Origin of the sequence: uncultured Hyphomicrobium sp. (assembly GCF_902826555.1) — a bacterium.
In the GTDB taxonomy this organism is placed as follows: Bacteria; Pseudomonadota; Alphaproteobacteria; order Rhizobiales; family Hyphomicrobiaceae; genus Hyphomicrobium_C.
This window is the reverse complement of record NZ_CADEFI010000002.1, coordinates 99172-122234: the sequence shown is the minus strand read 5'-3', so window position 1 is coordinate 122234 and position 23063 is coordinate 99172. Positions and strand designations below refer to the sequence as shown.

Below are 23063 nucleotides of genomic sequence, written 5' to 3'. Positions count from 1 at the left end.
CCCGATAGGAGGCGCGACGATCGGAGCGCTCGGGGCCGAAGCGATCATGGTCTCTCCAGTGGGACCGATGATTCACGCTTCGGCCTGATAGGGGCCGAAGCGATCATGGTCTCTTTAGTGGGACCGATGATTCACGCTTCGGCCTGATAGGGGCCGAAGCGATCATGGTCCTTGGCGAGCGTGAAACGAAATGCGGGGTGGCGCCCTGCGGCTCCACCCCGACGATCTTCTCCCTAGACTTGGGCCTTTATTTCGTTCGTTTGCCGGTGTGGATTGGCCCCTCGCACCCCGATGGCGGCACAATGAAAGCGCCGCTCGCTGCTGTCAAGAACCGCAACTCAAGCAACGGGCTTTTCTGCCCGGGTAATCCTTTCGATGAGGCTCGCGCGGCGGTCGCTCTTCTTGGGAGCGGCGTCGCCGTTGGCTGCCGGCGCGGCCGAGGAGCCGGCTCCATTCTCTGCGGAACCGTTGGAAGGTTCGTGGGCCGCGGCCGCGGTGGAGGCTCCATCAAGGGCCCGCAGGAAACCGTTTACGCGCGCCGAATCTCCAGTCTCCCTCCGCGCGCCTCCGACCAACGGTTGTGCCGGACGCGTGGGGCGCGGGGCGGCGATGCGGTCGACGAGAGGTTGCTTGGGACGCCCCGTGCTGTCCTTTCGCGTGCCGCCGGTCTGCACCGTTCCCGCACCCAGGCGACGCATCTCGTCCATGAAATGGGCACCCTGACGGGCAAGCTTCTCGTTGGCTGCCGCGATCTCGGCGCGCAGCCTCTGGATGGTGCTGGTCTGCTCCTCAGACTGAGCCTGCAAAGCGCTGACGCGTGCGCGCATCGCCACCTTGCTGTCCTTCAGCGTGCGATCGTCGGCGTCCTCGGCCTCGTAGGTCGCGAGCGCGGCCTTGAGCTTCGCGACCTCGGCGGCGCGATCCTCGTTGGCCGTCTTGAGTGAACGGATCTCGGCCTCCAGCGCCGCTTGACCGGCGTGATTGGCCTCCGCCATGCCACGCGCCGAGCGCAAGGCGTTCTCGGCATCGACCAGATCCTTGCGCAAGCGATTGATCTCGGCGGTGAGATCGATTCCGGATCCGGCGGGCTGCGCGGCACGCTCGCTCGACGCTCTCGCGGAGGGCGCAGCTTCGTCTGCCGCAGCGGCGGCCGAAACCGGATCGGATTTGGCGGCGGCCCCCGACATCGCACTCTGCAAGCGGCTGATGAGCGCCGACTGATCGCGCGTCTTGGAGCGCAACGCCTCGATTTCCGCCCGCAGCGCCACTTCGCCGTCGAAGCGGGGGTCAGCGAGCGTCTCGCGGTTCCTGGCTGCGCGGGCCGTCAAGGTGGCATTCAGGCGGTGAATTTCGTCACGCTGCTGAGCGTTGATCTGTGTCGCCTCCTCGAGCGCCTGCGACTGGCGCTGCGAGGCGTGCGTGAGACTGCCGATCTCGCGGTCGCGGTGCACGAGCATGTTCTTCGCCTCGTTGAGGCGGAACTCCACCTTCGGCATGCGCTCGGCAATCGTCTGCTCCAGAACGCGGCGGGCGTTCTCGTGCTCCTCGAGGCGTGCGCGCAGGCGCTCTACCTCGCCTTCGAGCTCGCTAATTCCAGCGTCGCGGCGGTTAAGCTCGACACGCTGGCGGGCAGCGGAGTACGCGGCCTTCTCCACCTTCTGCTCGAGCTTGTGAATGGTGAGGGCATACGTGGCGCGCAGACGATCCTTGTCGGCTGCGATTTCCGCCGAGGACAGGGGCATCGTGGCGCGGAGCGTATCGGTCGCTATGCGCGCGGAGCGACGCCCGTAGAGAGGCGCCAGCAGAAAGCCGATGAGGCCTGCCGTAAAAAAACCGAGCGCGACCAGCATGGCCGACTGGATGGTGATCACCGGCGCATCTCCCGGATCACTCCTCTCATTTCCGCGTGCTCGTCTCTATCTCCGCAGTCCTCGTCACGGTCCGCGGAGGCGGACGTGCAAGCCAACGCACCCGACAGGGCGACTTAATCTGCCCCCGGTCTCCGGCGCAAGTGTGTCGCGCCGGAACGCGTTCGCCGCCCCCTTATAAAGGATTCCATGTCGGCGCGCGGGTATACTTCAGGTAGCCCACGTTGGCACCCAGACGGAGGCCGACACCCGAGCGGATGACCGCGAGCGTCACGTTGCCATAGGTTTGGAACTGCACGCTCAATCCGCCGACGAGATAGGCCGCTCCCTGAACGCCGCCAAATCTATTATAGATTTCCGAGGGATCGTGGAGATTGTAGACAAGCACCATCGCTTTTGAGCCTTCGGCGCCGGCGTCGTAGCCAAACGACGGGCCTTGCCAGAACACTTTGTGGTCGCCCGCGTCCTTCGTGTAGAGCATGCCCTCGCCGTAGCGGAGGCCCACCACAAATGCGCCACCCGCGTCCTCGCCCAGAATGTAGCCGTTCGGGCGACCCTGGCTCTTGAACGCATACTCGACGGCCTGGCCGAGGCCCTGGCTTATGGCACCGAAGAACCCATGCCCGGCAGAGATGATCTCGTTCTGCTCATAGGTCCTGGCCTCGCGCGGCGGCGGGCCTTCGCGATAGCCCTCCTGCGGCGGGGCTGCATAGGGTTCGCCATAGCCTCCGGGGCCTGCACCGTCGATGGGCTGACCGGGATCGCTGTAGCTGTCGGCGCCGCGAGACGGCGAGTAGGACTCGCCGGCGGAGTAGCCGCCTTGGCGCGCGGGCGAATAGGCATCGTTGCCGCCGCCGTATCCGCCACCGTTTTGCGGGTAGCCGTCTCCATTGACGGCATAGCCGCCCCGGCTCGGCGAATAGGTCCCGGTATCGCCATTACCACCGCCCGGAGCGTAGGAGCTGCCGTTTCCGGCGCTGCGCGATGCGTAGGACCCATTGCTGCCGTATGAGCCGCGATTGGGCGCATACGAATCGCCATTCGAGGGATATGGCTCGGGGCGCGGCCCGGAGTAGGACTGCTCGCCGCCACTGCGGTAGCTGTCGGGACTCCACGTCCCATTCTCCTGTGCGACGGCTTGGGCGCCGACAAGCAAAAGCGCCGTTCCGGCAAGCGCGGGCCAACGGCGCGGACGAACATTCATGGTCATGGGTTTTCGAAATCCTTGGGGCACGCAGCCGCGTTGGACGAGCGCGACGGCAGCGCGCAGAGACGAGCCGAACCCTGAATGATCCTTGCTTCAAAGTATTACCAAAGTGTGGCTGGACCGCGGCCCGAACGGCCTCGCAATTCGGCAGAAAAGTGCAAGACGCAGAGACGACTCGCAAATTTCGGATTGCGCTTTCTTCGCCGCAACGCACGCGGAGGGATGCGGAAGGGTCGAGATCGATTCGATTTTGCATCGCCCGCACGAGCGCAAGCACCGCGCGTGGCCGTCGAGACTCATTCGCACGTGAAAATCGGGGCTTTTCCAGCATCCCGGGCCGGCGGGCTTTGCAGTTCTGCAGGTGGCGTGTATCAGAGCTTCAGGGGTGTTTGTGACAGGTCACGACACACGCGGGAGAGGGCGCTTTTCCGAAAGCACTCCAGGGGGCGAATTTCATGACTGATGCACCGCAGCGCGTTCATCCGACAGACCTCGAGCTTGCTGCACTGATCTCGAGCAAGATCTGCCACGACGTGATCGGCCCGGTGGGCGCCATCTACAATGGCCTCGAAATTCTGAACGATGATGACGACTTGGAAGCCAAGACCTATGCGCTTTCCGTCATCCGCAACGTTACGGAGCAGGCTTCCGCGCGTCTGCAGTTCGCGCGCTTCGCATTCGGTGCGGCGGGGAGCGCCGGTGCGCTGATCGACCTCGGTACCGCAGAGCAGATTTCCCGCGGGTTCATCGGCCAAGGCAAGCACAAGCTTTCCTGGCAGGGACTCGGCGGATACATGTCCAAGGACAAAGTGAAACTGCTGCTCAATCTCGTCGCGGTGGCGGTGACCGCGCTGCCGCGCGGCGGCGATATCGAGGTTCACATGCAGGGGACGACGGAGGCGCCGAGCTTCGTCATCCGTTGCCGTGGGGCGGGCGCTCGCGCCCCGCAGCATCTCGGCGAGTTCATCTCCGGCGAAGGCGTGCCTCCGCTCGATGCGCTGACCATCCAAGCCTACTATACGTGGCGCCTGGCCCAGGCCGCAGGGATGAACCTCTCCATCGTCAAGGATGGTGCAGACGTACTGCTTTCGGCGCTCGCTTGAGACGACCGAAGAACGCCAGTTAAGGTTCGACCCCTTCGGCGCGGACGTTCGCGCGGCGTATATCCCCTGCATTTCCGGTCGTTCGAGGCGTCCCGGCGGACTCGCCTCAACCAGTCGTTAACTCCTTTAGATCACAAATGACTTGTCATTTCGTACACCAGTTGCCTGTCGGCGGCTCGCCGCGCAACTCGCCGTGCCGCAGAACTGTTCCGATTGCCCCACGTGGAGTGCAAAAGACATGAAGCGGTGTCTTGTCGCCGATCAGTCCGAAATCATCCGCAAAGTCGCGCGTCATTACCTCGAGCAAAGCTCGTTCGAGGTTCTCGAGGCCGACTCTGCCGACGACGCGCTCGCGCTCTGCCGCAACAATCGCATCGACGCCATCTTTCTCGACTGGCGCCTCCCCGGAACGACACCGGTCGAGTTCCTGACCGCACTGCGCTTTTCGGGTGAAAATACGCGCAAGCCGCTGGTGATCTACGCCACATCCGAGAACGATCCGGCTGACATCTCGCGCGCGTTCTCCGCCGGCGCCGATACCTACATGATGAAGCCGTTCGATCGCATCGCGTTCCTGGACACGCTGAGCAACGCCGGGCTAACCGCCTGATTCCGGCGCATTCCCCGACAAGCCGCGGGGACAACCCCGCACGCCGTCTGGCCTCCCGTCTCCGCGCTTGGTAAGCGTCGCTATCCTCAGCTCGAAGATAGGGACCGGATTTGCTGCGAGTCGAGCATCTCAGGGTGGGATCTCTGCCACCGCTGTCATTCGCCGTCTCCAACGGCGAATGCCTGGCGATCGAAGGTCCGTCGGGCTCCGGCAAGACGCGCATCCTGCGCGCCATCGCCGATCTCGATCCGGTTGAGGGGCACGTTTTTCTCGACGGCACGGAGCGGCGGGAGATGGCGCCGCAGCTCTGGCGACGCGCGGTGCGCTATGCGGCCGCGGAGCCCGGATGGTGGACCGATACGCCGCGCGACACGCTCCCAATCTCTCAAGCCACCCTGCCCCGTATCGATCGGCTGATTTCCGCACTCGGTCTCGCCGAGGACATCCTCGACCGGCCGGTCAGCCTGCTTTCGACGGGCGAACGGCAGCGCATCGCGCTCGTGCGCGCGCTTGCCGACGACCCCAAGGTGTTGCTGCTCGACGAGCCTACCGCCGCGCTCGACAAGTCGGCATCGGCACTCGTCGAGGAGATGGTCCGGTTTCAGCTTCTCGCCGGACATTGCGTGCTGATCGCCAGTCACGACGCGGGGCTGATCGGGCGTCTCGCGCATGTGCGCCTCCAGCTCGCGCCGTCGGACCGTACCACCAAGTCAAAACCTGACCGGACGCCGCCGCCATGACCTACGTCCCTCTCGAAATCCCTGACCTTGCGCTGGCGGCTCTGCTGCTGATCGCGAACGGCGTGGTGTCATTCTGGTTCCGGCTCGGGCTCGAGCGATCGCTCGCCATCTCGGCCGTGCGCATGATCCTTCAGCTTGCCGTGGTGGCGCTGGCGCTGCGCTTCATCTTCGCGCTCAATTCCCCATTGTGGACGGTGCTGTTCGCAATGTTCATGGCGGGCGCGGCCGCGTTCGAGGTGATCTCGCGGCAAGAGCGGCGGGTGGTCGGACCAATTGCGATGGCACTCGGCGCCGGCGCGCCCTTCTTCGCCGGGCTCGTGGCAACCCTATTCGCGACGACGATCGTCATCGGGCCGGATCCCTGGTATGCGCCGCGCTACGTGCTGCCGCTGTTCGGCATGATGCTCGGCAACGCCATGGCGGGGACCAGCCTCGTGCTCGATGCCATCACGTCCGCGGCGGTGCGGGAACGCGCGGCGATCGAGGCCCGGCTCGCGCTCGGGGCGAGCCGCTTCGAAGCGCTCGACGGCATTCTGAGGCGCGCGCTGACGACGGGGTTGATGCCGATCCTCTCGGCGATGGCGACAACCGGCGTGGTGGCACTGCCGGGCATGATGACGGGCCAGATCCTGGCCGGCATCGATCCCGTGTCGGCGGCCAAGTATCAAGTGATGATCATGTTCCTGATCGCCGGCTCGACGGGCATCGCAGTGGTGGCGGCGGGGCTCGGTGCGGTGCTGCTCATCACCGACGAACGCCACCGGCTGCGTTTGGATCGACTGTCCAAGGTCTGATTGCTGGTCGCAAAGCAAATCGGCCCCTCCCGTTCGGGAGAGGCCGATGCTGAAACTATCTCGAGCGCACGGATTACGGAGTCGGCGCGACCGGTGAGACCGGTACCGAAGCGGTGGATGACGTGTCCGATGCCGGAGGCGCGGTGGCCGCCGGTGCCGTGGATGCCGTCGACGCAGACGGGGTTGCCGCGGGCGATGCAGCGGGCGCGGCCTGCTGCTGGGCCGACATAGCTGCAGCAGCGCGCTCAGCGGCCTGTGCCGCCCGTTCGGCCGCTGCGGCGGCACGCTCGGCTGCGGCGGCAGCAGATTCGGCTGCGGCGGCGGCAGCCTTGCTCGCCTCATTGGAAGCCCCGGTGTCGTCGGCCTTCACGGCGGCATCGGTGGCGGCCGGAGATGCGGCTGCGGCGGCTGCGGCGGCGCTCGGCGGGACGGGGATCGCACCGGTCTCGACGGCCGGCGTGGCTGGAGTGTCAGGCTTGGCGTCAGCCGACTTATGCTCCTCGGTCTTCGTCTCCGCCGGCTTTGCGTCGGCGGCCTGCTCCGGCTTGGTTTCGGCCGGCTTCTCAGCCGCCTTCTCCTCGGTTTTGGCCGGGCTCGACGATGTATCGGCTTGCTTGCTCGTCGAGGACTTCTCGGTGCTGCTGCCGGCGACAGAGTCCTTTTTCTTCTTTTCGGCGGGCGCCTTCGCGTCCTGCGTCTTGCCGGCCTTGTTGATGTCGGGACCCCAGCAGACGGTGGCCGATGCCGTGCACGTGTGCTCGTCGACGACGATGAGGTTCAAGAAGAGTTCGCAGCTCACGTCCTTCTTGCCGACCGAGTACTTCTCGATGCCCTGCTCGGCCGCCCAGGTGGCGACGTGCTTGTCGAGCAGATCCATGGAATCCCTCGTCGGGCCTTCCTTGCCATAGTCGTTGACCGTGAAGCCCATGCGCTTGCAGCCCGCGATCGCAGGGTGGGCAAAGGCGAGCGCGCCGGTCAGCGCGGTTGCAAGGGCAAACCTGGACACGAAACCCATTAAGTTTCTCCGTAACGGCCGAGGATCGTTTGTGCTTCCTGCTGCTATAGCCGTGTCAGGCAAGCATGCCTAGACTGCTTGGCAAGATTATGCGCAGGTTTACTAACAGCGCAAAATACTTACCCCTCGGGAAGAACTCGTCGGCAGGCGGCTACCATCGCCCGCCGGAACCGCTTGTCCAAAAAAACCGACACCGCGCCCTCTGAAAGGCGCGGTGTCGGAATTCCACCTTTCGGCAGGGCCGATCAAAGCTTGCAAATCGTGGCAGAACCGCGGCAGGTCCAGCCCCAGCTGCCACTCTGCTTGCAGCTGTAGGTGCGCGGGCCGTACGTGTAGCCGGGCAGATTCGCCGCTGCGCCGACTTTGTTGTTCGAGCCCATCCAGGCCGCCCAGGCGCCCCAGTCAACGGCCTGAAGCAGAGCTTCGTCGACCTGCAGCTTCGCGTCCTGCTGGCTGCCCGCCTCGCCGATCGCACCCTTCTTGACGCATGACTTCGCCTCGGCCGAAGCCGACATGGCCACCAGGCCCATGACGGCCGCGAGCGCCGTTGTCAAACGCACAGCTTTGAGCATCGCTCTATCTCCCTAAGCAAACCACCCGTAGGTCATATGCATATCACGACCGGGCCGGACTCTGCCCGAGTTCACAAGCCCTGCCCATCCGTCTTTCACAGGAAAGCGGTGCCAAAATGCGATTTTCAACATCTCGTTGCCTGCCGACAACTGACCTCAATTGGCCTGCTGTAAGTTCACGGCTTTCGGTCCTTTTCCGCGCTTGTCGGGCTCGGTATCGAAGGAGAGGCGCGTGCCTTCGGCCAGTGTCCCCACACCCGACCGCTCGATGGCGGTCACATGCACGAAAACGTCCTTGCCGCCGTCGTCGGGCGTAATGAACCCGTAGCCCTTCTGGTCGTTGTAAAACTTGACTGTTCCAACTTGGCGCATCTCACTCTCCAAGGGCCCGCGTCGCTCAGGGACTTCAGCAGGAGAGCGGGCGACGCTCCAGCTGGAGGGCCGCCATCACCTTCGACGCGTGAGACGCTTTGGATTTTTCGAGACCACGACTCTCAGCACGGACATCCCACTCGAACCGGACCGGTCACGCCGGCGCTTGCGTGCGCTTGCTCAGTCGCAAGAACGCGGGAAGTATTCCGAAAAGAGGTGTCGCGCGCAACCCTCGCGCGTGCCGGAGAGGCACGGAAAACCCGGGCTTCACGAGGATGTTACGCGCTCTCCGGCGAGCCATTCGAGACGGCTCGTCGCGCTCTTCTCGCGTGCAAGCTTCGATGCGAGATAGGGCAGCAAGATCGATAGCTTCGTGTCGAGGGTGAAGGGCGGGTTGAGGATCAGAAGACCGGTTGCCGTCAGTCCTGCATCGGCGCGCGGCGTCTCGACGAAAAGCTCGGCCGCGAGCAACTTGGGGATGCCGAGCGCGGCTGCATCGCGCAAGAACGCCGTCGCAGCCCGGACGTCCTTGATGGGATACCAGAGGAGCACGGTGCCGGTCGCGAAGCGGCGATAGGCTGTGACCAAGCCTTCCAGCAGCCGCTGAAACTCCCCGGGCTCCTCGAACGGCGGATCGATCAGGACGAGGCCGCGCCGCTCCTTGGGAGGTAGCACCGCCTTGAGCGCCGTCCAGCCGTCGAGGGCCAGGACCTTGGTTTGCCGGTCCTTGGCGAACAGATGCGCAAGACGGGCGGCGTCCTCGGGATGCGCCTCGTTGACGATCAGGCGATCGCCCGGGCGCATGAGGCGGCGCGCGACGAGGGGGCTTCCAGGGTAGCGGACGATCCTTTCGCCACCATCGTTCTCGTCGCAAACGATCTTCAGATATGGCGCCAGAATGGACTCGATCTCGGGAGGGCGCATTGCGGGGAGAATGCTGCCGATGCCGTCCCACCACTCACCCGTCTTCTGGGCCTCCTCGCTCGCGAGGTCATACAGTCCGGTGCCGGCGTGGGTGTCGATGACGCGGAACGGCGCCTCCTTGAGCTTCAGGTGCTCGATCACGAGCGCGAGCACGGCGTGCTTCAGGACGTCGGCGAAATTCCCGGCGTGATAGATGTGGCGATAGTTCATTCTTACACGAGGCTCGAAACCATCCGGGGGACGGACCGCCATCGGTCTCGCCCCCCGATGTCTCGTAGCACACCCGCGGGGCTTAGTGACCCCGCCGATCCGCTTACCCGGCGGACGGGTAGCTGTAGGTCGGCACGGCCGGCGGCACGCCGACGTTCGACGGGCGGGCGGGATCAGGCAGGCCGGGTTTCTCGAGCTGCGGGGCAATCTCGGATGGGTCCCGGACGCGGCGAGAGCGACCGTCGAAGGCGGCGCCCTGCTCGATCGAAAGCAGGTGGCTGTGAATATCGCCCTCGACCTCGGCTCCGGCATGGAGAACAACATGGGTGCCCATGATGGCGCCATTGACACGGCCGAACACGTCGATCGTCTCGGCGGCAACCGCTCCGTTGATCACGGCCTCCTTGCCAACCTCGAGCTCGCGGCTGTGCAGGTCGGCCTGGATATTGCCAAGCACCTTCAACGAACCTTTGCAGCGAATGGTAATCGCATCGCCCTCGATCGACAGATCGTTGCCGATCACGGATTGCGTGGCCATTCCGGCGGACGCGACGGTGTGCAGATGCTGTTTCTCCACCCCAGCTCCGCGATCCATGCGGCGCAACTGCGGGGCGGGAGCCTCGACCGGGACCGGCTCGGGCTTACGACTAAAAACCATGCTCACTCTCCCTGACGCTACTCGTGATCCGCACACGCCTTGTGTGCGGCCGGAGTTGGTCGAAACGATGTCAAAAGTTTCTGCTCTGATGGAGGGCAACGCGTGACGAAATTCCGTGCATGCGACCATTGTCGGATGGATTTTGCGGGCTCCGAATTCGAAGCTCGTGCGTTGGGGTTGTCATGACCGAATTCGACGACGAGATGAGAATCCTGCGCGAGGCCATGGTGCGCGAGATCGAGCAGTCGGCGGCCGACCTCTCTCAGGACATCGGCGGCCGGGTGCTCTCGCCGCGCGTCATGGCAGTATTGCGCGACGTGCCGCGCCACTTGTTCGTGCCACCGCAGCATCTCGCGGACGCCTATCGCAACCGCCCGATCCCCATCGGCTACGGGCAGACGATCTCGCAGCCGTTCATCGTCGCGCTCATGACCGATCTCCTGAACCTCGCAGCAACGGACCGGGTTCTCGAGGTGGGCACGGGATCGGGCTATCAGACGGCGGTGTTGGCCAAGCTTGTCGAAGACGTCTTCACGATCGAGACTTGCGCGCCCCTCTCCGAGCGCGCCGCCGAGACCTTCGCGGAGCTCGGGATCGGCAACGTCCGGAGCCGCATCGGCGACGGATATCTCGGTTGGCCCGAAGCGGCGCCGTTCGACGCCATCCTGGTTGCAGCCGCTCCTCTCGAGGTGCCCGATCCGCTCATCCAGCAGCTCGCGCCCGGAGGACGCCTGGTCGTTCCCGTCGGGGGCCAGGCGCAACAACTCATTCTTGTCGAAAAGCAGAGCGATCAATCGACCGTCTTGAGGGACATCATTCCCGTGTGCTTTGTTCCTCTCACACGGCAGGGGGGCTCTCGGTGACTTTTGGGGTTTGCTCACAGGGCTTCGCATTCGGCCCTGCGAGGGGTGGAGCAGGAGACGACGGATGGACGATCTCGACCGGTTCGAGCCTGGGTTGAATACTTTCAGTGGCATCGTGCGCGTCTGGGCGACGAGCACGGCGGAGGTCGTCACCGACAGCGGGCTTGTTGTGTTCCTCGATACGCGAGGACAGCCACCCGTGCCGCCCGGCACGCGCATCACCCTCGAAACGCGCAAATACCGCGCCTGCCATTTCGTGACCAAGGTGTCGATGCGGTGACACCCTCGTCACCCCGAGCGCCTTCTCGCCTGCTTCACCCATTCAGATTCTGGCGACGAAGCTGTCGACGACGCGTTTCTTGCCGGCGTGATCGAACTCGATGGTGAGCTTGTTGCCGTCGACCTCGGTCACGGTGCCAGGGCCGAACTTCTGATGGCGCACGCGGTTGCCGACGCTGTATCCAGCGCCCTTCGCCGACGAGGAGGCGATCAGCTCGCCCTCGATGACGACGGGCGGGCGCATGGGCTTGAGGCCGGCTTGACGCTGGCGGTCGGCGTCGCGCGACCAATTGCTGCTTCTGGATTGCTCCTGCGATTTGGCTTTCTCATAGGACTGGGCGCGCTGCCAGCCCGGCGTGTCGTAGCTGGCGCCGAAACGCGGGGCGGCCTCGTCGAAGCGGCTCTTGCCATAAGGGTTGCGGCCGAAACCTCCGGCCTCGAAAGGATTGCCGAAATTCTGATAGGCACCGCCGAACGGGCTCTTCGTCTCGAGGACCTCCACGTCACCCTCGGGCAGGTCGTCGACGAAGCGTGAGGGGATCGCCGACTGGTAGAGGCCTCGCGTGCGGCGGTTCTGCGCAAAGCTGACCTTGGCGCGGCGACGGGCGCGCGTGATCCCGACATAGGCAAGGCGGCGCTCCTCCTCGAGGCCGGCCTCCCCGCTTTCGTCGAGCGAGCGTTGATGCGGAAACAGCCCTTCCTCCCAACCGGGCAGGAATACGGTATCGAACTCTAGACCCTTGGCGGCGTGAAGCGTCATCAGGCTCACCCGGTCGCCGTCGTCACCCTGCTCGGTGTCCATGACGAGGCTGACGTGCTCGAGGAAGCTCTCGAGCGTCTCGAACTCGTGCATGAAGCGCACAAGCTCTTTCAAGTTCTCGAGCCGGGATTGGGCTTGCGGGCTCTTGTCGGCCTGCCAATGGGCGGTGTAGCCCGACTCGTCGAGGATCAGCTCGGCGAGCTCGGTGTGCTTCATGGAGTCGACCAAGCTGCGCCAACGCTCGAAGGCATTGACGAGATCCGAGAGCGACTTTCGCGCCTTGCCGCCCAGCTCCTCGGTCTCGACGATCTCGCGAGCGGCGCGGAAAAGCGGCACGCCGCGGGCGCGGGCGAGCGCGTGGACGCGCTCGACGCTGGTATCGCCCAAGCCGCGCTTCGGCACATTGACGATGCGCTCGAACTTGAGGTCGTTCGCCGGGTTGTGCGTCACCTCGAGATAGGCGAGCGCATCCTTCACCTCGGCGCGCTCGTAGAAGCGCGGGCCGCCGATGACGCGGTAGGGGATGCCGGTGGTGACAAAGCGGTCTTCGAAGGCGCGCATCTGGAAGGAGGCGCGCACCAGAATGGAGATCTGGTTCAGGCGATGACCGTCCTTGCGGAACTCCTCGATGTCGCGCGTGATGGCCCGCGCCTCCTCCTCGTCGTCCCAGACGCCCATGACGGTGACTCTGTCGCCCCTCTCCCCGTCGGTGAAGAGGGTCTTGCCGAGGCGGCCCTTGTTCTGCGCGATCAGCCCCGATGCCGCCGACAGGATGTGTCCCGTCGAGCGGTAGTTGCGTTCGAGACGGATGATCCGCGCGCCGGGAAAGTCGATCTCGAACCGCAGGATGTTGTCCACCTCGGCGCCGCGCCAGCCGTAGATGGACTGGTCGTCGTCGCCCACGCAGCAGACGTTGGGCGAGCCCTGGGCGAGCAAGCGCAGCCAGAGATACTGGGCGACGTTGGTATCCTGATACTCGTCGACCAGAATGTAGCGGAAGCGGCGGTGGTAGTCGGCGAGCACGTCGGGGTGCTCCATGAAAAGCCGCAGCGTTTCGAGCAGCAGATCGCCGAAGTCGGCGGCGTTCAGCTCTTTGAGGCGCTTTTGATAGGCGGCATACAGCGCCGCGCCCTTGCCGCCCGCGAAAGCGAATGCCTCGCCAGCCGGGACCTTGGCCGGCGTCAGACCCCGGTTCTTCCAATCGTCGATGAGGCCGGCGAGCTGGCGGGCGGGCCAGCGGTCCTTGTCCAGCCCCTCAGCCTCGATGACCTGTTTCAGGAGGCGCAGCTGATCGTCGGTGTCGAGGATGGTGAAGCCCGACTTCAAATCCACGAGTTCGGCATGACGGCGCAGGATCTTGACGCCGATGGAATGAAATGTGCCGAGCCACGGCATGGCCTCGACGGCGCCGCCGACGAGCGTGCCGATGCGCTCCTTCATCTCGCGCGCGGCCTTGTTGGTGAAGGTGACGGCGAGGATCTGGCTGCCGTAGGCGCGGCCAGTGGCCAAGATGTGGGCGATGCGGGTGGTCAAGACGCGCGTCTTGCCGGTGCCGGCACCGGCAAGAACCAGCACCGGGCCATCAAGGGCCTCGACTGCCGTGCGCTGCTCGGGATTGAGGCCCGCGAGGTAAGGCGGCTGGCCCGCGGCGCGGGCGCGCTCGGAGATGGATCGCTGTGTGGGCGCGGCGACCCCGGCTGCGTTCGTACCCGTCGGCGCCGGCGGCAGGTCGAACGGCGGAAGATCGTCTTCGCCGTGGCTGGCCGATTGGCGCGGCGGGGAACGCCGGGCTGTGTCTTTATCGTCTTGCGGCATGACTCGCTCTATAGCACGGGCTTTGTCGGGACCGATGATTCACGCTTCGGGCCGTTCTCGCGCCGCCGATTCACGTCGCAACGGATAGGCGGCGCGACGATCGGGGCGACCGGGACCCGAAGCGATCATGGGCTTGCGCCATCAATCAGGCGGCCTAGACCAGCTCCCACGACAAAAATATAGATCGCGCCAGAGGTTCCGGCAGTGGGGCAGATCATCCTCCCCAGGAAAATGCCCCAATTGGGGGTCACACTTGTCATCCGTGTTGGGCTATGGTGGCGCCCGCGCGCCGGATGTTGCCTCTCGAGGTGACCGAAATTCCCATCAGCCGCCTCGACCCCGGATGCACGGGGCTGCGTAGAACAGAAGGGCGGCCATCCCGATGCGTTCCCCGTGCGGCACCAAGGTCTTCCGGCCTTCGGCTCGCTGCAAGTCGGATCTCGTTTTTTGAGCAGATAACACGCGAATGAACAACGCCCTTCTCTACATCGGCGGCATTTTGATCACGGCCCTGGCGGTTCTTTTCGCAGTTCCTCGTTTCGTCGATTGGAACAGCTACCGCGGGATCTTCGAGGAGGAAGCATCCCGCATTCTGGGTCGCGAGGTCCGCGTCGGCGGAGACGTCAACCTGCGGCTCCTTCCGGCTCCTTTCGTCAGCTTCGAAAGACTGAGGATCGCCGACGTGGGCGATGACGGCGGCAACTCGATCATCCGTGTCGAGAGCTTCACGATGTGGCTTTCGGTGCCGCCGCTGCTCAGGGGCGTGCTGGAAGCGCACAAGGTCGAGCTTCGGCGGCCGGTCGTCAACCTGACGACCAATGCGGAAGGCAGCGGAAACTGGCGCTCGCTGGCCGTCACCCCAGGCGCTTTTCCGTTCGCGCCGACTGACGTCGCGCTGCAGTCGGTTGCCATTCACGATGGCGCGGTCATCGTCAATACGCCGTCGCGGGGAGAGCTCGCACGCTTCGACGACATCAACGGCGAACTCAATGCCGAGGCGCTGGACGGGCCGTACAAGTTCAAAGGCGATGTGAGCTGGAACGGCGTGCCGCGTCATTTCAGGCTCGCCACGGCCAAGATGGACGGCAACGGCGACCTCAGGTTCAAGGCTGCGGTCGATGTCACCGGCAGCGCCAACTCGTACGTCCTCGACGCCAAACTTACCGACCTCAAAGGCGTGCCGACCTTAGAAGGCGACCTTACGGCAAAGCTCAACCCCGGCACCGAGACAACGCCTTCCCCCGGCGACGGCGCGGAGGTTACGCTTGCGCCCGAGCCAAATCCGGCCCCGGTCGATGCTGCACCGGATGCACCGGCCGGCCAGGTCGCCGTTGCTCCCCCGGCTCCGGGACCTGTCGCGGCCGCATCGAACGGAGCCAACGGCTTCGAGCTCAAAGCCAAGGTCAAGGGGACGGCGCTCGGCGTGGCGCTCGACGATATCGCCATCTCGCTCCAGGCCGGCGCGACGCCGCAACTGATCACGGGCGCCGCCAAATTCGGCTGGGCCGACAAGACACAGCTCGACGTCAACCTCACCTCACGCTGGCTCGATCTCGATCAACTGTCGCGTACGGCAGGCTCCAAGATGCCGCTCGATGCGGCGCGGAGCTATTTCGAGGTCCTGGCCTCCGCTCTTCCGGCCGAAGCGGATACCAACGCGCTGCTCGAATTCGACCAGCTTACGCTCGGTGGCGAGCCGGTCAGCAACGTGCGGATGGCGGCTTCGCGCTCGGGCGGCCCGCTCGAGCTCAAGGGAGTGCGCGCCGATCTCCCGGGCGGCGTGCAGTTCGAGCTGGACGGCATCCTGACGCCAACCGGCAAGGTGCCGCACCTCGATGGAACGCTGTTCGTTTCCGGCAAAAGCCTGGTGCGGTTTCTCACCTGGGGCCTCGGCGCTCCCAACGTCGGGCACGCGCGAAGCGACGGTCCGTTCTCGCTCGACGGCAAGTTCGCACTCGGCGATGGGACGCTTGCCCTGACGGATGCAACCGTCGACGTTTCGGGCACACCGCTCGAAGGCGACCTCAGACTCTCGCTTGGCGAGCGCCGACAGCTCGTGGTGGCCATCGATGGACAACGCATCGACGTGGCGCAGTTCGGCTCGGGGCTCGTGGACCTTGCGAACCTGCGCCGGCTGCTGTTCGGCACCGATGCGCCGCCGGATACACAGACCGCGCAACCGGCTTCGGCTGCGCCGCCTGTGCAAGGATTCGATCCTGCTGCCGGGGATCTCAAACTCGACCTCAAGGTGGCGGAGCTGGTCGACGGAGACAGACTTCTCAAGGATGTGGACGCCGACATCCGCCTCGAGCAGGGGCGTCTCTCGATCCCACGTCTCCGGTTCGCGACGCCGGAGGGACTGTACGTCGAAGCCGAGGGCGAGGCGACTGACGTGCCTGCCCATCCCAAAGGCGCGGTGCGGGGACTGGTCTCGGCGCCGAATGACCAAGCCGCGCGTGCCTTCCTTTCGCTTTTCGGCGCCGAAGAAAAAGCAAAGGGCGACCTGGACCGCGTCGCAGGCCTCGCTCCCTTCAGGCTGGCAGGCACACTTCGGCTCGATGGGGGAGCGCAAAACTCGAACACACTCATCTTGGACGGGACACTAGGTGGCGGACGCCTGTCCGCCTCTCTGCGCCTCGACGGCGGGCGGGCCCAGTGGCGCACGTCGCCGCTCGACCTCAAGGCAACTATCGACAGTCCGGACGCCGCCGGACTGGTTGCGACACTCTTCGACGCCGATCTCAAGGCTTCAAACGCGGCGGTGCAGCCAAAGAATGGACGCGCCATCGTCAAGGCCGCAGGCGTTCCCGCGGACGGACTTCTCGCCTTTGCCGACGTGACGGGAGAGGGACTTTCGCTCGGTTACCGCGGCCACGTTCGCCTTGCCAAGCCCGGCGAGACGAACCTCGACGGAGAGCTCAAGATTGCCGCCTCGGATACCCGTGTCGCCTTGGCCATGGCCGGGCTCAGCGTCGGACAAGGCGCTGCGAGCATGCCGATCAGCGGAACCATCGCCGTGCGCCGCGAGGGCAGCGTCGTGAACCTCGAGAGCGAGGCCGTCGCGCTCGGAGGGAGCACGCTTTCGGGCAAGGTCGCCGTTACCGCTCACGACGACGGCCGCAGGACCATCGATGCCACGCTCGCGACCAACAAGGCCTCGTTTGCGTCTCTGCTCGCGCCGCTGCTCGGAGCGGCAACGGCCTCGGACGGCCTCGAGGCGGCCGCGACGGCGCGTTCCGCGCCCGAGACCGAGGCCGCTCCCGTCATCTGGCCGGAGCAGGCCTTCGACCTGGCGTTTCTCGATCGCGTGGATGGGAAAATTGCGCTCAGCGCCGCAGTGCTCAGCCTGGAGCCGGGACTTTCGGTCACCAATGCGCGGCTCGCCGCTGAACTCAGCCCTCAAGGCATCAAGGTGACGCGTTTCGAGGGCGACGCCGTGGGCGGGCGTCTCACCTCGCAGCTCGATATCACCAAGGCGCCTGCGGGCGTGGGCCTCAACGGCGGCCTCAGGATCGACGTTGCAAGCAAACCCGCGGCGACCGGAGACGGCGACGCGCCACCTCCCGGCGATGCGGCGGCATTCAACGTCACGTTTTCGAGCCGTGCGCTCAGCCCCGCGGCGGTGATCGCGGCGCTCGACGGAAAGGGCGACCTGACGGTGGGCGATGCGACCCTCAACGGCAACTCGCCAGTCGCGGTTTCTGCCGTCGCGCGCGCGGCTCTGACGGGACAGGGCCCCAGCAGCGGCAATCAACTGGCGGACGCGGTCAAGGCGGCTCTCAAGCAGGGAGAGGTCAAGCTCGGCAAGATCTCGGTGCCGGTGGAGATCAGCGACGGCGCGCTCAAACTCGGAAAAGTGCAGATCGACATGACCGACGGGCGATCGACGTTCGCGACCGCCGTCGAGCTGGCATCGATGAAGATCGACAGCGAGTGGCAGATCGAGCCGAAGCTCGACAAGGGTCTGGCGGCCAGTCCGACACGTGCGCTGCTGCCGCCGGTGACGGTCGTGTACACGGGCAAGCTCAGCCAATTTTCCGCGCTCGAGCCGCAGGTTTCCGCTTCGGCGCTCGAACGTGAGCTCGTGGTGCGGAAGATGGAGCTGGACGTCGGAGAGCTCGAGCGGTTGCGCAAACTGGACGAGGAGCGCGCCCGGGAGGACGCAACACGGCGCAAGTCCGACGACGAGGAGAGGGCACGTCTGGAAGCGGAGCGTCGCAAAGCCCTCGAGGAGGACCAGCCGGCGGCTCAGGGAGCGGTCCCGCAAGCAGAACCGGACGCCGTGCAGCGCGAGGATCTCACAGCACCTCCGCCGCCCGGAACGAACGGCGCATCCGACATCTACGATCAGAGCGTCGCGGACGCACCGGCGGGCGTTCCGATCGAAAAGGACCTCGAAGCTCAGGCTCCGCCTGTCGTCGCGCCTTCGCCGACCTCGCAGCGCCCCTCTCAGCGCCGTAAGCGGCCCGCCGACGATGTCTGGCGTCCGTTCCAGAGCACTCCTTACTGAGCCGCGCGCTTCCCGAGCGGACCTGATCAGTCGCGATTGCCGCCGTCATAGCTGACGGCAACCGAGGCCGAGCGCACATCATCGAGGATCCATACCCGCACGGCGCTGGAGAGGCCGGCCGCTCCGCGCTGCTCGTCGATGCGGGCGATGAGAGCGGCGAGAGGTATACGCTCGCGGGCGGCCGCGTCCTTGAGTGCTTCCCAGAACGGCTGCTCGAGCGAGATCGAGGTGCGGTGGCCACGGATCGAGAACGAGCGCTTGACCGGGCGCGGCGTCTCGCTCTTCATGACGGCGGCCCGCTCTCGTCGTCCGCCCCGTCGCGACGGTGCGCATCGAGGCGACGGTTTGCGATAGCGCTCTCCGCTTCCTTGCGCTCACGCTCGGCCTTCGAGCGGCCGAATTTGGCGCGGTTCTCGTCGGCGCGCTTCTCCTTTGCGAGCTTGTCGCGCGCCTTTCTGGCCTTGCGAAGGTTGACTATCTCCGCGGACATGGCGTGGCTACTCCGGTCCGATCATCTTCTCCGGACGCACGATGGCGTCGAAGTCCTCGGCGGGAATGCCGTCCTTGATGGCTTCCTCGCGCAGGGTCGTGCCCTTCTTATGTGCCGTCTTGGCGATTTTCGCCGCGCGGTCATAGCCGTACTTTTCCTTGAGCGGGGTCACGAGCATGAGGGAGTTCGCCAAGCCCTCGGCGATATTGTCGAGACGCGGCTCGATGCCGACAACGCAGTTCTCGGTGAATGAGACCGCCGCATCCGCCAAGAGACGCACCGACTGCAGGAAGTTGTAAGCCATCATCGGGTTGAACACGTTGAGCTCGAAGTGGCCCTGGCTGCCGGCAAAGCCGATGGCGGCATTGTTGCCGTGGATGTGCGCTGCGACCTGCGTCAGCGCCTCGCACTGGGTGGGGTTCACCTTGCCCGGCATGATGGATGAGCCGGGCTCGTTCTCGGGGAGTGCGAGCTCGCCGAGGCCTGCACGCGGGCCCGAGCCCAGGAAGCGGATGTCGTTGGCGATCTTGAAGCAGCTCATGGCGACCGTGGAAATGGCGCCGTGAGTGAACACCATGGCGTCGTGGGCGGCGAGCGCCTCGAACTTGTTCGGGGCCGACGTGAACGGCAGCTTGGTGATTGCGGCGATCTGCTTGGCCACCTTCTCGGCAAAGCCTTTGGGCGACGCAAGGCCGGTGCCGACGGCCGTTCCACCCTGCGCCAGCTCCATGAGGGCAGGAAGCGTCAGCTCAATGCGCTTGATGCCGTTCTCGACCTGCTGGGCGTAGCCGGAGAATTCCTGGCCGAGCGTCAGCGGCGTCGCGTCCTGCGTGTGCGTGCGGCCGATCTTGATGATGTCCCGCCAGGACCGGGCCTTCTCGGCGAGAGCGCCGTGAAGCGTCTTCAGGGCGGGGATCAGCCGGTGGACGACCTCCTCGGCGCAGGCGATGTGCATGGCCGTCGGAAACGTATCGTTCGACGACTGGCTCATGTTCACATGATCGTTGGGGTGCACGGGCTTTTTCGAGCCGACGACACCTCCCAGCATCTCGATGCAACGGTTCGAGATGACCTCGTTGGCGTTCATGTTGGATTGGGTGCCGGAGCCGGTCTGCCAGACGACGAGCGGGAAGTGATCGTCGAGCTTGCCGTCGATGACCTCCTGGGCTGCCTTGACGATCACCTCGCCGATCTTCGGGTCGAGCTTGCCCAGCTCCATGTTGGTCTCGGCGGCGGCACGTTTGACGATGCCGAGGGCGCGGATCACGGGAGCGGGCTGCTTCTCCCATCCGATCTTGAAGTTGCCGAGGCTTCTCTGCGCTTGGGCGCCCCAGTACCTGTCGGAGGGGACCTCGATCTCTCCGAAGGTATCGGTTTCAATTCGGACAGCGGTCTTGGCGGGGGTCTTCTTCTCTGTCATGGGCGGCGAGATCCGTGCTTAGAAAGCCTGAGGTCCGTGGGCCATAGCATGGGAAGCTGCCCTGAGCCAGATTCCGCCGTGCCTGCACAACTTTCGGACCTCGCTTCGAAGATCCCCCCCGGTGCACGATAAACAAAAGAACGAATACGGATTTTCTCCGAATGTTTACGGCATCGTGCGTACACTTCCCGACCTAGAAATCCGAAACAGCAGGTCGCGTCCCCGCGTAAGCCAGCATGTCAGGTTTTGTTAATCCCTTTGTCTCCGGGCGGCATCAGCGGGTCGTCGAGTTCGTGATCTGGCTCATGATCACGATCGGGCTGCTGGCCGTCGGAGCCGGTCTCCTGCACGTGCAGATGCACGACGCCTTGCGCGGCGAGGCGAAGGCCAAGCTCGCGCATTTCGATACGCTGCATAGGAACGTGACGGCCGCGTTTGCCGAACTGCGCCAGACGGCGAAGGCGGAACCCTGCTCCGAGCAGTTCATTCGCGAGTTGCGCCGCGTCGCGTTCATGCCGGATGGCTTGAACGAGTTCATCTATGCTCCGGACGGGGTTGTGACGTGCTCGACCAGCATGAGCGCTTCCCCCGCCAGCGCGTCTCTTGGTCCACCGGATGTCGTGACGTCTGAGGACGACGGCATAGCCTTCTGGATCAACAGGACACTCGATTCCGTCGGTTTGGTCGGCGTCGCAGGAAGCGTCGCTTATCAAGCCCCTTTTGCAATCGTCGTCCCCGCGCAAACTTCGTCGCAAGCGGGCCAGTCCTGGGTGGACATGGAATTCGTGTTCTCCGCGGCAGACGGACGTGTCTGGCACCTTGGCGGCGAGACCGGCATTTTCGCCGCCGCATCGCGCCACCAGGACAACGACAATCCGCTTTCGACCATGTTCGATGTCGCCTGCGGCAAGGATCACGCCTACTGCGTCGCCGTGAAGGGCGATGCCGCGGCGATGGCGCGGAGGTGGCGCTCAGAGCTTGCGCTCGCCGTGGGGCTCATCGCGTTCTATGCCGTCTGGCCTGCGTCCGTCCTCTATCGCGCGCTTGAGCGATACTGGTCGCTCGAGCAGCGGTTCAGGCGCCATCTCAGCAGCCAGTCGGTGGTCTGTGCCTATCAGCCCATCCTCGACTTGCGCACCGGCGAAATCTCCGGCTGCGAGGTGCTGGCGCGATGGCGCGACGTGGACGGCTCCATCGTTGCTCCCGACAAGTTCGTCGACATCGTCGCCGGCGCAAACCAGACCCTCTCTTTCACCAAAATGGTGGCGGAACGGGCCTTCGAGGAACTCTCGCGCGGACTTCCCAAGGACATCCGGCTGCAGCTCAACTTCAACGTCTTCCCGCGCGATCTCGACAGCGCGAAACTGCGCGAGGTCTACAAGGCATTCGAAGCGGAGCGCGACCGTTTTCAGATCGCGATCGAAATCGTCGAAAGCGATGCGCTTGGGATCGATGCCGCGCAGACGCAGATCGAGGCGCTGGCTCAGCACGGCATCCGTACCTACATCGACGATTTCGGAAGCGGATACTCGAGCATCCACCGCGTCGCTTCGCTTGCCATTCACGGCGTGAAGCTCGACCGCTCGTTTGCCATGGCGCCCAACGAAAGCCTGATGGCGCGCATGCTGGTGCACGCGCTCGACATGGTCGGGTCGTCAGGGCGGGAGATCGTGGTCGAAGGCGTCGAGACGCAGGAACGCCTCGATCTCCTTATCGCGACGAAACGGGTCGCCTATGTGCAGGGCTATCTCGTCTCGCGGCCTCTCACAATCGACGCGCTTGCGGAATTCCTTGCCGAGCATGACGCGGCTATGATGGGCGCGAAGAAAAAAGCGGCAGCAGCGTAAGCTGAGAACATCGGTGAAGGGCCGCGCATGCATGCGCGGCCCTCCGTCTCGCTCCTGATCGCTACCTACCTACGAACGGTAGCTGCGGGCGACCAGCATGGCATGGCGGCGCTCGGCGCGATTGACCAGGATGCGCTCGGCGAAGCTGATCTTGCCATCACGCCACACGCGGCGCTTCAGTGCAGCGAGGTCGGCGGCGCTGCGTGCGATCTGCGCGCGCTCGAACGGGCTCACGCCGTGCCTCTTCACGACCTTGCCGTAGCCGGGCTTGCCGTAGCCGTTGTGGTTGTAGTGCTTTGCCGGGGCAGCAACCGACACGCCGGCCGTCATCGCAAGGGCAGCAACCGTCAAAAGGGCGGTCTTGATCTTGGTGCTCATCTTTTCGTCTCCACTCTGTTTCGGGCCCGGCGCTGCGACTGCGCAGCGTCTGTCTCGGGCTTGCACAGGAAAGAACGCACGGGCCTGCGCACTTCCGTTCGTGAAAACGTAAAAAATTTCAGTCAGTTACGGTTCATCTAGCTGAACGAACGTTCATCGTTCGCAGGTACGTCGCGGGTCGGCGGCGGAACCTTCAGCGTGGGCAAGCCGCTTCACTATCAGGGATCCGCACCTACATACTTTGAAAGCAGGAGATCCATCATGAGCACTACGAAATCTTTAAGCGCCTCGCTGCTCGCTGCGGTCGTCGCGCTTTCTGCTCCGCTCTCCGGGACGCCGGCAAACGCCGCGCCGCTCGCTACGGTGAAATCAGCGGTGCCGGACCGGCAACCCACCCAGGTGCAGGACGTGCGTCATCGCAGATGGGGCGGCGTCGGCATCTATATCGGGCCGAGCTACGGGTACTACCCGCGCTATGGCTATTACGACGACGGCTATTACGACTATCCGCGCTATCGCTATCGCCAAAGCTACTATTACGACGATTATCGGCCGCACCGGAAATACAGCCGCCGCTGGACCAAGGATCGCTTCGAGCATCCGCTAGGACGGCGCTGATGCGACTCTA

At 64.8% G+C, this 23063-nt stretch carries 21 protein-coding genes; 9 read left to right on the top strand and 12 right to left on the bottom strand.

Translation table 11 applies throughout. The features are described 5' to 3' along the window. Positions 1-338 precede the first annotated feature (338 nt). Both QZV93_RS01950 and QZV93_RS01945 read right to left on the bottom strand, forming a co-directional pair. Positions 339-1871, bottom strand: a complete 1533-nt coding sequence (locus QZV93_RS01950) for a hypothetical protein (RefSeq protein WP_295555520.1) — start codon at positions 1869-1871, stop codon at positions 339-341. A 172-nt stretch (positions 1872-2043) separates the two neighbouring features. Then, the gene (locus QZV93_RS01945; RefSeq protein WP_295555519.1) at positions 2044-3078 is read right to left on the bottom strand and encodes a DUF1134 domain-containing protein; all 1035 of its coding nucleotides are present in this window, start codon (positions 3076-3078) and stop codon (positions 2044-2046) included. Positions 3079-3530: 452 nt separating this feature from the next. On the opposite strand from QZV93_RS01945, the gene chpT reads away from it, so the two are divergent. The 4 genes from chpT to fetB all read left to right on the top strand — a co-directional run bounded on the left by chpT (position 3531) and on the right by fetB (position 6322). Then, on the top strand, positions 3531-4178 hold the full coding sequence (gene chpT, locus QZV93_RS01940) for a histidine phosphotransferase ChpT (RefSeq protein WP_295555518.1): 648 nt from the start codon (positions 3531-3533) through the stop codon (positions 4176-4178). A 238-nt stretch (positions 4179-4416) separates the two neighbouring features. Further along, entirely contained in the window at positions 4417-4788 is a 372-nt protein-coding gene (locus QZV93_RS01935; protein WP_295555517.1) for a response regulator, read from the top strand. Positions 4789-4922: 134 nt separating this feature from the next. Next, a complete protein-coding gene (locus QZV93_RS01930) occupies positions 4923-5528 on the top strand; it encodes an ATP-binding cassette domain-containing protein (protein WP_295555515.1) in 606 nt (201 codons plus the stop codon). After that, complete coding sequence (gene fetB, locus QZV93_RS01925) at positions 5525-6322, top strand: iron export ABC transporter permease subunit FetB (RefSeq protein ID WP_295555513.1); 798 nt, start codon at positions 5525-5527, stop codon at positions 6320-6322. The genes QZV93_RS01930 and fetB overlap by 4 nt, the downstream gene beginning before the upstream one ends. Before the next feature lie 73 nt (positions 6323-6395). Here fetB and QZV93_RS01920 read toward each other — a convergent pair whose 3' ends face one another. The 5 genes from QZV93_RS01920 to QZV93_RS01900 form a co-directional block, all read right to left on the bottom strand. Further along, positions 6396-7337: a hypothetical protein gene (locus QZV93_RS01920; protein WP_295555511.1), complete on the bottom strand. Its 942-nt coding sequence runs from the start codon at positions 7335-7337 to the stop codon at positions 6396-6398. A gap of 245 nt (positions 7338-7582) precedes the next feature. Then, on the bottom strand, positions 7583-7909 hold the full coding sequence (locus tag QZV93_RS01915) for a hypothetical protein (RefSeq protein ID WP_295555510.1): 327 nt from the start codon (positions 7907-7909) through the stop codon (positions 7583-7585). 156 nt (positions 7910-8065) lie between these two features. After that, a complete protein-coding gene (locus QZV93_RS01910; RefSeq protein ID WP_295555509.1) occupies positions 8066-8281 on the bottom strand; it encodes a cold-shock protein in 216 nt (71 codons plus the stop codon). A gap of 267 nt (positions 8282-8548) precedes the next feature. Next, a complete protein-coding gene (rlmJ, locus tag QZV93_RS01905; RefSeq protein WP_295555508.1) occupies positions 8549-9415 on the bottom strand; it encodes a 23S rRNA (adenine(2030)-N(6))-methyltransferase RlmJ in 867 nt (288 codons plus the stop codon). 103 nt (positions 9416-9518) lie between these two features. Continuing rightward, a complete protein-coding gene (locus QZV93_RS01900; protein WP_295555507.1) occupies positions 9519-10073 on the bottom strand; it encodes a polymer-forming cytoskeletal protein in 555 nt (184 codons plus the stop codon). 182 nt (positions 10074-10255) lie between these two features. Here QZV93_RS01900 and QZV93_RS01895 point away from each other — a divergent pair, with 182 nt between their 5' ends. Together QZV93_RS01895 and QZV93_RS01890 are read left to right on the top strand one after the other, a co-directional pair. Next, complete coding sequence (locus tag QZV93_RS01895; RefSeq protein WP_295555506.1) at positions 10256-10936, top strand: protein-L-isoaspartate(D-aspartate) O-methyltransferase; 681 nt, start codon at positions 10256-10258, stop codon at positions 10934-10936. A gap of 64 nt (positions 10937-11000) precedes the next feature. Further along, positions 11001-11216, top strand: a complete 216-nt coding sequence (locus QZV93_RS01890; RefSeq protein WP_295555504.1) for a hypothetical protein — start codon at positions 11001-11003, stop codon at positions 11214-11216. Between the two features lie 42 nt (positions 11217-11258). On the opposite strand, the gene QZV93_RS01885 is transcribed toward QZV93_RS01890, so the two are convergent. After that, complete coding sequence (locus tag QZV93_RS01885; protein WP_295555503.1) at positions 11259-13790, bottom strand: UvrD-helicase domain-containing protein; 2532 nt, start codon at positions 13788-13790, stop codon at positions 11259-11261. A 466-nt stretch (positions 13791-14256) separates the two neighbouring features. Here QZV93_RS01885 and QZV93_RS01880 point away from each other — a divergent pair, with 466 nt between their 5' ends. Next, positions 14257-18300 (top strand): AsmA family protein, encoded by a 4044-nt coding sequence (locus QZV93_RS01880; RefSeq protein ID WP_295555501.1) that lies wholly within the window; start codon positions 14257-14259, stop codon positions 18298-18300. A 26-nt stretch (positions 18301-18326) separates the two neighbouring features. Here QZV93_RS01880 and QZV93_RS01875 read toward each other — a convergent pair whose 3' ends face one another. The 3 genes from QZV93_RS01875 to fumC are packed head-to-tail and all read right to left on the bottom strand — an operon-like array spanning position 18327 to position 20210. After that, entirely contained in the window at positions 18327-18587 is a 261-nt protein-coding gene (locus QZV93_RS01875; protein WP_295555499.1) for a ribbon-helix-helix domain-containing protein, read from the bottom strand. Continuing rightward, complete coding sequence (locus tag QZV93_RS01870) at positions 18584-18790, bottom strand: DUF4169 family protein (protein WP_295555498.1); 207 nt, start codon at positions 18788-18790, stop codon at positions 18584-18586. The genes QZV93_RS01875 and QZV93_RS01870 overlap by 4 nt, the downstream gene beginning before the upstream one ends. A 7-nt stretch (positions 18791-18797) precedes the next feature. After that, complete coding sequence (gene fumC, locus QZV93_RS01865) at positions 18798-20210, bottom strand: class II fumarate hydratase (protein ID WP_295555497.1); 1413 nt, start codon at positions 20208-20210, stop codon at positions 18798-18800. Positions 20211-20446: 236 nt separating this feature from the next. On the opposite strand from fumC, the gene QZV93_RS01860 reads away from it, so the two are divergent. Then, the gene (locus QZV93_RS01860) at positions 20447-22057 is read left to right on the top strand and encodes a cyclic diguanylate phosphodiesterase (RefSeq protein ID WP_295555496.1); all 1611 of its coding nucleotides are present in this window, start codon (positions 20447-20449) and stop codon (positions 22055-22057) included. Positions 22058-22126: 69 nt separating this feature from the next. Here QZV93_RS01860 and QZV93_RS01855 read toward each other — a convergent pair whose 3' ends face one another. Beyond that, positions 22127-22435 carry a hypothetical protein gene (locus QZV93_RS01855; protein WP_295555495.1) on the bottom strand — a complete coding sequence of 103 codons (309 nt, stop codon included), beginning with the start codon at positions 22433-22435 and terminating at the stop codon, positions 22127-22129. 261 nt (positions 22436-22696) lie between these two features. Between QZV93_RS01855 and QZV93_RS01850 the strand changes: the two genes are divergently transcribed. Further along, positions 22697-23053 (top strand): hypothetical protein, encoded by a 357-nt coding sequence (locus tag QZV93_RS01850; RefSeq protein ID WP_295555493.1) that lies wholly within the window; start codon positions 22697-22699, stop codon positions 23051-23053. Positions 23054-23063 lie beyond the last annotated feature (10 nt).

What these genes read in the sequence shown, in the direction of transcription:
- QZV93_RS01945 (WP_295555519.1), bottom strand. Translation starts at nt 3,078, where the DNA reads ATGACCATGAATGTTCGTCCGCGCCGTTGGCCCGCGCTTGCCGGAACG.
- chpT (WP_295555518.1), top strand. Translation starts at nt 3,531, where the DNA reads ATGACTGATGCACCGCAGCGCGTTCATCCGACAGACCTCGAGCTTGCT.
- QZV93_RS01935 (WP_295555517.1), top strand. Translation starts at nt 4,417, where the DNA reads ATGAAGCGGTGTCTTGTCGCCGATCAGTCCGAAATCATCCGCAAAGTC.
- fetB (WP_295555513.1), top strand. Translation starts at nt 5,525, where the DNA reads ATGACCTACGTCCCTCTCGAAATCCCTGACCTTGCGCTGGCGGCTCTG.
- QZV93_RS01920 (WP_295555511.1), bottom strand. Translation starts at nt 7,337, where the DNA reads ATGGGTTTCGTGTCCAGGTTTGCCCTTGCAACCGCGCTGACCGGCGCG.
- QZV93_RS01915 (WP_295555510.1), bottom strand. Translation starts at nt 7,909, where the DNA reads ATGCTCAAAGCTGTGCGTTTGACAACGGCGCTCGCGGCCGTCATGGGC.
- QZV93_RS01910 (WP_295555509.1), bottom strand. Translation starts at nt 8,281, where the DNA reads ATGCGCCAAGTTGGAACAGTCAAGTTTTACAACGACCAGAAGGGCTAC.
- rlmJ (WP_295555508.1), bottom strand. Translation starts at nt 9,415, where the DNA reads ATGAACTATCGCCACATCTATCACGCCGGGAATTTCGCCGACGTCCTG.
- QZV93_RS01900 (WP_295555507.1), bottom strand. Translation starts at nt 10,073, where the DNA reads ATGGTTTTTAGTCGTAAGCCCGAGCCGGTCCCGGTCGAGGCTCCCGCC.
- QZV93_RS01895 (WP_295555506.1), top strand. Translation starts at nt 10,256, where the DNA reads ATGACCGAATTCGACGACGAGATGAGAATCCTGCGCGAGGCCATGGTG.
- QZV93_RS01890 (WP_295555504.1), top strand. Translation starts at nt 11,001, where the DNA reads ATGGACGATCTCGACCGGTTCGAGCCTGGGTTGAATACTTTCAGTGGC.
- QZV93_RS01885 (WP_295555503.1), bottom strand. Translation starts at nt 13,790, where the DNA reads ATGCCGCAAGACGATAAAGACACAGCCCGGCGTTCCCCGCCGCGCCAA.
- QZV93_RS01880 (WP_295555501.1), top strand. Translation starts at nt 14,257, where the DNA reads ATGAACAACGCCCTTCTCTACATCGGCGGCATTTTGATCACGGCCCTG.
- QZV93_RS01875 (WP_295555499.1), bottom strand. Translation starts at nt 18,587, where the DNA reads ATGAAGAGCGAGACGCCGCGCCCGGTCAAGCGCTCGTTCTCGATCCGT.
- QZV93_RS01870 (WP_295555498.1), bottom strand. Translation starts at nt 18,790, where the DNA reads ATGTCCGCGGAGATAGTCAACCTTCGCAAGGCCAGAAAGGCGCGCGAC.
- fumC (WP_295555497.1), bottom strand. Translation starts at nt 20,210, where the DNA reads ATGACAGAGAAGAAGACCCCCGCCAAGACCGCTGTCCGAATTGAAACC.
- QZV93_RS01860 (WP_295555496.1), top strand. Translation starts at nt 20,447, where the DNA reads ATGTCAGGTTTTGTTAATCCCTTTGTCTCCGGGCGGCATCAGCGGGTC.
- QZV93_RS01855 (WP_295555495.1), bottom strand. Translation starts at nt 22,435, where the DNA reads ATGAGCACCAAGATCAAGACCGCCCTTTTGACGGTTGCTGCCCTTGCG.
- QZV93_RS01850 (WP_295555493.1), top strand. Translation starts at nt 22,697, where the DNA reads ATGAGCACTACGAAATCTTTAAGCGCCTCGCTGCTCGCTGCGGTCGTC.